Below are 8,204 nucleotides of genomic sequence, written 5' to 3' on the forward strand. Positions count from 1 at the left end.
TTGTGTCCCGTTAAAAAGCTGGAAGAAGCCTGCGATGATGAGCAACTGTGCGGCAATTCCGATCACCGCCGGGTCTTCGGTATAGATGTATGGCAATATGGAATTGGCAAGTATAAAAAATATGGCTGTAACGCTCATGAAAAGCAGTATCACATGATAACTTGCTATTGCCGAATGGCGCAGGTCTGTCAGGTCACCTTTACCAAAATAGTTTCCTGTTTTGATGGTGGCTGCTGAGGCTATTCCGCTGGCCATCATGTAAGTAACGGCTGCCAGGTTAATCGCGACCTGGTGTGCGGCTTGCTCAACTGCACCAATAGTTCCTATAAGAATAGCCGCGCCGCTAAATGCGCTGATCTCAAAGGCATATTGCATGGCCACGGGGGCACCTATTTTGATAATTTTTATTGCCCTAATCTTATCGATTAAACCAAGTCTGAATTTTTTGATGTAGATCTTGAAATATGGTGAGCGCATGACGTAAAATGACATGACAATTGCCATTAAAATGCGGTCTATTAGAGTGCTGAGTCCAACTCCTTTAACACCCATCGGGGCTATTCCAAACATTCCTTTTACAAAAATAATCCCCAGTATGACATTAATGACATTGCCCCAGATCGATACAAACATCGCTTGTTTGGTAAAGCCTAATCCTTCTGCAAATTGTTTGAAGGTCTGGAAGATCATCAGGGGAATGATGGATATCGCCAGGTAGCCAAGGTAAGGTTTTGCATAGGCGACAACTTCCGGGGTTTGCCCGATATGGTCTATCATGGTCAGTGTGCCGAAATGCACAAAAGCATAAAGAAAAATGGCTGCTATGAAATTGATAATCAGGCTGTTTGACAGTAGTTTTCCGCATTCATCATAGTTCTTTTTTCCGTTTTCCTGCGCTATAAGAGGGGTTAGGCCATAAGCTATGCCCATTCCCAGCACCAGAATGAGCATAAAGATGCTGTTGACAAGTGAAACTGCCGCGAGCTGCAGCGTACCGGCGAAATGCCCCACAATAACACTGTCGGCAAGGTGTACGAGCGTGTGTCCTAACTGAGACACTACGATGGGCATGGCCAGCCGCAGATTATCGGCGTAGTATGGTCTGTACTTCGCGTAGGTTTTTGTCAGCATGCGGTATAATATTCTTCCTTTTCTGTGGTGTGCGGTCTGATCACGCCACTAATGATCAGGCTCACCAGTATTTTCTGTGCCTGTCTGTAGGAGCTTCTGGTGAGCTTGCTAAACTCCTTTAGTGTGATCCTGCCTTGTTCGTTCAGGTATTCGAAGAGCTTTTTTTCCTGTTCTGTATAACTAATGATATTGTCGGATTTGTCATTGCCTTTCTTGATCACATCAACAAGGATTTTGCTGGCCAGGATGCTTTTGTCGTTGACCCGGTAATAAACCCACCATTTTTTGTTTTCATCCAGCGCATAATGTGGTTTGATTTCGCTGGCCGCGATATTAACGACAAGTACCAGCTTATCATCCACATAGATTTCTTCAAACTCGGGCTCTATTGCTGGTTTGCAAAACTGGTAAGCCGATTTAGTGATCATATAGCGCTCTTCGTCTTCTGATTTTACACCCCTGATTGTCCCGTCGTCTGCGACACCAATTAATAACTGTCCGCCTTTATTGTTGGCAAATGCAACCAGGCTTTTGGCAATTTTTTCATTGCTGGTGATCGTTTTCTTGAAATCCAGTGTTGCTCCTTCGCCCTGTAAAATTAGTTTCCTGAGGTTCATAATGTGTTTCCTTAATAGGCTATACGTGGTTCTTCTCCCTGATGCAGATTACGAATGTACACTTCGTTTGATATTGTAGCACAAAGTTCTCCGGCCGAATTGGTCACCTCCATTGGGTAGGCCATGACAAATTTACCTTCGCTATTTAATGCTGTTATTGCGTCATTGAGCATTTCATCTGTAATAGTAATTGTAAAATAAAGATGGCTTCGTCCGGGTTTTAAGTATTGGATGGATGCACTTTTGAGCCATACGCGCACCTTAAATCCCTGACGCTGCAGCAGCTGGTCGAATAATATGGCATAAAAGGGGTCTGTGGCAGAATAAATGGTCCCGCCAAATATTGATCCGTTGTAGTTTTTATTGAAAAGACTTTTATTGATCTTCACATCTACACCCCTGAATCCCTTATGAAATTTCCTGATCCAAATACGCTGAAATAATAAAGGAGGATATAAACACAAGACCCATTTAAGGGTTTTTTCTGATACAACCATGATGCTTAAATATCAGAAAGTTTATCGAACAATGAAACTTTCTGTGTCTTTTTTAAAACTTTTATCGGGCGTGCTTGTTCATAAGTCTGAATATTAGCATTTAACAAATAAGAATCTAATCCTATGAAAAAATTAATCTTAAGTCTTGCTTTTGCAGGGTCAATAATGATTGCCGCTTCAGCATGCAACTCTACGAAGAATGTCTCGGGAACGACGGATAGCACCGGTACCGATACGACTATGACAACACCGCCTGCAGACACTACGCAGACTACTCCGCCACCACCGCCTGATACTACGAAAACAACACCTCCTGACACTACCCAAAGACCTCCTCAATAGCAGGATATAACGAGCAACAATAAAGGGCAGGATATAAAAGTATTCTGCCCTTTATGTTTTTTTAGGAAATGTTTTTTCATCAGTGATTTTGTTTGTACTTTCAGCGTCCAAATAAACAAGTATGAACAACAACAAACAAAAAGGGAGTGTTTTCCTTTTGATCCTTGTAGCCGCACTCGGCTATTTTGTAGATATATACGACCTGCTGTTATTCCTGATCATCAAGAACAAAAGCTTAAGTGCGTTAGGTGTCCCGGCAGATAAAATAACCGAGACCGGATTAAGCTTAATGAACTGGCAGATGGCAGGACTGCTGATCGGGGGTATTTTCTGGGGGATTGTCGGTGATAAAAAAGGACGATTATCCGTGTTATTTGGTTCCATCATCATGTATTCGATAGCGAATATTGCGAATGGGTTTGTGACCAGCATTCCTATGTATGCTGCACTGAGGTTTATTGCCGGAATTGGATTGGCCGGTGAACTTGGAGCGGGTATTACGTTGGTTAGTGAAAGTATGAGTAAGGAAAAGCGCGGATATGGAACTATGCTGGTGGCAGGAATAGGTCTGATGGGTGCTGTAGCAGCTTATATAGTAGGTGATCTTTTTGAATGGAGAACTGCATTTTTTGTTGGCGGAGGTTTAGGCATTATACTCTTACTGCTTCGTTTTGGGGTATTTGAATCGGGCATGTTCGAAAATATGGCCAGAAAGGATGTTTCAAAAGGAAATTTCCTTATGCTTTTTTCTGATAAAAAGCGGTTTTTCAAGTATCTGAATTGCATATTAATCGCTGTTCCACTATGGTTTGTAGTTGGTATTCTGGTTGGTATAGCCCCAGAATTTGGAAAAGCATTACATGCTAAAGATATTCTGGACAATGGAAAGGGGGTAATGTTCACTTACATTGGGATTTCTCTGGGTGACTTTCTCAGCGGCGCTTTAAGCCAGGTGTTCAAAACCCGTAAAAAAATTGTATTTATCTTTATAACGCTTACTTTCTGTACCATGCTTGTTTATCTGCTAAATACTGGATGGACAGCTTTTGGATTTTATGTCCTTTGTATTTTCTTTGGTTTGTTTACTGGCTACTGGGTAGTGTTTGTGACTATTGCCGCTGAGCAATTTGGCACTAATCTGCGTGCGACGGTCACGACCAGCGTGCCAAACATGGTCAGAGGTTCATTGATCCTGGTTACCCTGTTATTTCAATTCCTGCTCGGCAACGTAGGTATTATTAATGCTGCGCTGATCATAGCTGTACTTACAGTTGGAATGGCTTATATCGCATTGTACAATCTGGATGAGACGTATGGCCGCGACCTGAACTTCATTGAAGAGTAGTGTCAAAAGATTGTACTTTCTGAAATTATAACGAATGATGGCTTTTTTTAAAGGTTACCTTTGAGCTTAGTTTAACAGAAGATGGTGTTTAGAGATAAAGTAGTTGAGGCGTATCAGAAAATTCAGGATGAAATCTGCCAGGGTTTAGAACTGGCTGATGGTAAAACCTTTTTTGAAGAGGAGATATGGAACCGGGAAGGTGGCGGTGGCGGCAGGACCCGGATCATGCAACATGGAGATGTAATTGAGAAGGGCGGCGTTAATTTTTCAGCGGTACATGGAAAATTACCTAATGCGGTAAAAAAAGCGTTCAAGGTAGAAAGTGAAGATTTTTTTGCGACCGGAGTTTCGATAGTAATGCACCCGGGCAACCCATTGGTGCCTATCATTCATATGAACATCAGGTATTTTGAAATGGACGATCAGACCCGATGGTTTGGCGGCGGGATCGATCTGACGCCTCATTATATAATTGATACTGATGTCCGCTATTTTCATCATTTATTGAAACAGACCTGTGACGAGTTTGACCCCTCATTTTATGCTAAATTTAAAACGCAGGCGGATGATTATTTTTACATCAAGCACCGGGAAGAAACCAGGGGAGTGGGCGGCATATTCTATGACCGGCTGAAACCTGAAAATTCTGGTTTGTCTTTTGACCAGCTCCTCGATTTTTCAGTTGCAGTTGGAAATACTTTTATTCCGGCATATACTGAACTAATTGAGCGGAACCGTGATAAAGAATTTACTGAAAAGGAACAGGAGTGGCAGTACCTCCGCAGGAGCAGGTATGCGGAATTTAACCTGGTCTATGACGCGGGAACAAAATTCGGTCTGGAAACAAACGGCAGAATTGAATCTATTTTAATGAGTCTGCCGCCTTTGGCCAAATGGGTATATAACCATCAGACCTTGCCAGACAGTCCAGAATCTTATACGCAAAGTAAGCTAAAAAAAGGAATTGAATGGGCCTGATAAGCTGTTAATTCTGGCGGTAAAATTTTTCCACAATGCACCTTAATGGTGCATTTTTTATTAGATTCGCAAGGTTATAAGAATACCACATTTAAATCGTTCTTAAGGAACATTAATATTTATGGCAGAAGATTTAGAAAATCAAGAAAACGACAAGATAATCAGGATCGATATTGATGAGCAAATGAAATCCGCATACATCGATTATTCGATGTCTGTTATCGTATCAAGGGCTTTACCTGATGTGCGTGACGGATTAAAACCAGTACACAGACGTGTATTGTATGGCATGCTCGACCTGGGATTAACGAACAATAAACCATATAAAAAATCAGCCCGTATCGTCGGTGAGGTATTGGGTAAATATCACCCGCATGGGGATGCGTCTGTATATAACACCATGGTTCGGATGGCTCAGGAGTGGAGTCTCAGGTACCTGATGGTTGAAGGCCAGGGAAACTTTGGATCGATTGACGGAGACTCTCCTGCGGCGATGCGTTATACGGAAGCACGTTTTCAGAAAATTGCTGAAGATATGCTTGCTGACATCAACAAAGATACCGTTGATTTCCAGTTAAATTTTGACGATTCCCTGCAGGAACCAACAGTGCTTCCGTCAAAAGTACCCAACCTGCTCATCAATGGATCTTCTGGTATTGCAGTAGGTATGGCTACCAATATGCCTCCGCATAACATTACTGAGGTCATTAATGCAACTATCGCTTACATTGATGATCATGAAATAACCATTGCGGATCTGATGAAGCACATCAAAGCTCCGGATTTTCCTACGGGAGCGATCATTTATGGATACGCAGGTGTTCAAGAGGCATTTGAAACCGGACGCGGACGTATTGTAATGCGTGCTAAGGCTGAAATTGAAGCTAACAAGGACCGTGAGACCATTATTGTTACTGAAATACCTTACCAGGTAAACAAAGCGATGATGATTGAACGTACCGCTGAACTTGTGGGTGAGAAAAAGCTTGAAGGCATATCTAACATAAAAGATGAGTCTAATAAGGATGGGATCAGGATCGTCTATGAGATTAAACGTGATGCAAATGCTTCCATTGTATTAAATAACTTATTTAAGCAAACTGCTTTACAGACATCGTTTAGTGTAAATAACATAGCGCTTGTTAACGGCAGACCGCAGATGCTGAATCTGAAGGATCTGATCCGTTATTTTGTGGAGCACAGGCATGAGGTTGTTATTCGGCGTACTAAATTTGAACTTGCTGAGGCTAAAAAACGTGCACATATTTTAGAAGGCTTACTAATTGCGTTAGATCATCTGGACGAGGTAATTAAGCTGATTCGTGCCTCTGATACTCCTGAAGATGCAAGAACTGGACTGATGGAACAATTCGGTCTTTCAGATATTCAGGCCAGGGCAATTCTGGATATGACGCTAAGAAGGTTGACGGGTCTGGAGCGTGATAAGATCAAAGATGAGTACAATGAACTGATGAAAACCATTGAATTCCTGCAGTCTATTCTGGATGATGAAGGTAAACGTATGCAGATCATCAAAGATGAGCTGGCTGAGATGATGGAAAAATATGGTGACGAACGCAGAACTCAAATTGTACATGCCGCTGGTGATATGAGCATGGAAGATTTTATTGAGGACGAAGATGTGGTCATCACTATTTCTCATGAAGGTTATATTAAACGTACTGCGGCTACAGAATATCGTACACAAGGAAGAGGAGGAAAAGGTTCGAAAGGCAGTGATTCAAGAAATGAAGACTTTATCGAGCATTTATTGATTGCTTCAAATCACAATTACATGTTGTTCTTTACAGAAACAGGCCGCTGTTTCTGGTTAAGGGTTTATGAAATTCCGGAAGGATCAAGATTGAGCAAGGGAAGAGCAATACAAAACATCATCAATATTCCTAAAGAAGAAAAGATCAAAGCATTTATTAAGGTTAAAAACCTTAAGGATCAGGAATACCTGGAGAACAATTACATCATTATGTGTACCAAAAAGGGTACTATCAAGAAAACATCTCTGGAAGCCTATTCAAGGCCGCGTGTGAATGGTATAAATGCAATTAATATCAACGAAGGAGATCAATTGCTTGAAGCAAGTCTGACTACCGGATCAAGCGAAATTGTTATGGCATTGAAGTCTGGAAGGGCAATTCGCTTTAATGAATCGACAGTTAGGCCAATGGGCAGAACGGCGACAGGAGTCCGTGGAGTTACCCTTGCAAACGAGAGCGATGAAGTAGTTGGCATGATTGCTGTTGATGATCCTGAGACTACTGTGCTTGTAGTTTCGGAAAAAGGGTACGGAAAACGTACAGATATTGACGATTACCGTGTTACCAACAGGGGAGGAAAAGGAGTTAAGACTATAAATATTACGGAAAAAACTGGTAATTTAGTTGCTATTAAAGCCGTTACTGATGCTGACGACCTGATGATCATTAACCGGTCAGGAATTGTAATAAGAATTGTTGTAAGTGAATTGAGGGTAATGGGCAGGGCAACGCAAGGTGTGAAGCTAATCAATTTGAAAGGGAATGATGAAATAGCATCTGTAGCTAAAATTCAGCATGAAGATGAAGAAATTGAGGAAGTTGAAGGCGATGCGACAGAGGAAAATGGCCAGACGAATACAAATGAAGCTGGAGATGTGACTCCTGAGGATGATGCTAAAGAAGATCAAATATAAATTGTTGAACAAATAATAGATAAAATGAAAAAGATACTTTTAAGTATACTGTTTGTAGGTGTTGCATCACTTGCAAATGCGCAAAAAAGTGAGGTTAACGCTGCGAAGAACGCTTGGATTCTTATTGCTAACGGGGGTAACAAAACACTTCCGGAGAGTTTGAAAATGTTGAATGATGGTTTGGCTCATACCGATAAAGCAGTTGCTGATGAAAAAACATCAAAATTGGCAGAAGCTTGGGCATATAGGGCGTTGTTTGCTTCGAGAACTGCTCAAATCGATTCGCTGGATTTAGCAAATTCTAAAGCTAAACAAAAGATCGCTGAAGAAGCGATAGCAAAAGCTAAGTCGTTAAATCCTAAGGAGGAAGAGAAGAAATTTATTGACGATGCCAGTGGATTTATCGAAGATGCCGTTAGAAACAGAGGTGTTTTTGCTTATAAGAAAAAAGACTATGCGACTGCACTGGACGCTTTTAATGAATACACAACCAGAAATCCAAAGGACACAAATATGTTTGTGAATGCGGCTCTTATGGCTAAACAATTGAAGAATTATCCGGAGGTAGCCAGAAACTATAAGGCGGCGATTGGTTTGAATTACCC

8 protein-coding genes are annotated in these 8,204 nt (G+C 41.5%); 5 read left to right on the plus strand and 3 right to left on the minus strand.

The window, feature by feature from the left end; all coding sequences use genetic code 11:
* The 3 genes from VK541_RS22005 to VK541_RS22015 all read right to left on the minus strand — a co-directional run.
* On the minus strand, positions 1–1,131 hold a 1,131-nt coding region (locus tag VK541_RS22005), incomplete at its 3' end, for an MATE family efflux transporter (RefSeq protein ID WP_324372686.1).
* Positions 1,125–1,748, minus strand: coding sequence for an ATP-binding protein (locus VK541_RS22010; protein ID WP_324372687.1), 624 nt, complete (start codon positions 1,746–1,748; stop codon positions 1,125–1,127). The genes VK541_RS22010 and VK541_RS22005, both read right to left, overlap by 7 nt.
* A gap of 11 nt (positions 1,749–1,759) precedes the next feature.
* On the minus strand, positions 1,760–2,245 hold the full coding sequence (locus VK541_RS22015; protein WP_324372688.1) for a DUF4442 domain-containing protein: 486 nt from the start codon (positions 2,243–2,245) through the stop codon (positions 1,760–1,762).
* 123 nt (positions 2,246–2,368) lie between these two features.
* Here VK541_RS22015 and VK541_RS22020 point away from each other — a divergent pair, with 123 nt between their 5' ends.
* The 5 genes from VK541_RS22020 to VK541_RS22040 form a co-directional block, all read left to right on the plus strand.
* On the plus strand, positions 2,369–2,587 hold the full coding sequence (locus VK541_RS22020; RefSeq protein WP_324372689.1) for a coproporphyrinogen III oxidase: 219 nt from the start codon (positions 2,369–2,371) through the stop codon (positions 2,585–2,587).
* Between the two features lie 121 nt (positions 2,588–2,708).
* Positions 2,709–3,932: an MFS transporter gene (locus tag VK541_RS22025; protein WP_324372690.1), complete on the plus strand. Its 1,224-nt coding sequence runs from the start codon at positions 2,709–2,711 to the stop codon at positions 3,930–3,932.
* A gap of 81 nt (positions 3,933–4,013) precedes the next feature.
* The gene (gene hemF / locus VK541_RS22030; protein WP_324372691.1) at positions 4,014–4,910 is read left to right on the plus strand and encodes an oxygen-dependent coproporphyrinogen oxidase; all 897 of its coding nucleotides are present in this window, start codon (positions 4,014–4,016) and stop codon (positions 4,908–4,910) included.
* A 121-nt stretch (positions 4,911–5,031) separates the two neighbouring features.
* Positions 5,032–7,599, plus strand: a complete 2,568-nt coding sequence (gene gyrA, locus VK541_RS22035; protein ID WP_324372692.1) for a DNA gyrase subunit A — start codon at positions 5,032–5,034, stop codon at positions 7,597–7,599.
* A gap of 24 nt (positions 7,600–7,623) precedes the next feature.
* A partial coding sequence (locus VK541_RS22040; RefSeq protein WP_414692638.1) for a tetratricopeptide repeat protein occupies positions 7,624–8,204 on the plus strand: 581 nt, incomplete at its 3' end.

Origin of the sequence: Pedobacter sp., assembly GCF_035317785.1 — a bacterium.
Taxonomy (GTDB): Bacteria; Bacteroidota; Bacteroidia; order Sphingobacteriales; family Sphingobacteriaceae; genus Pedobacter.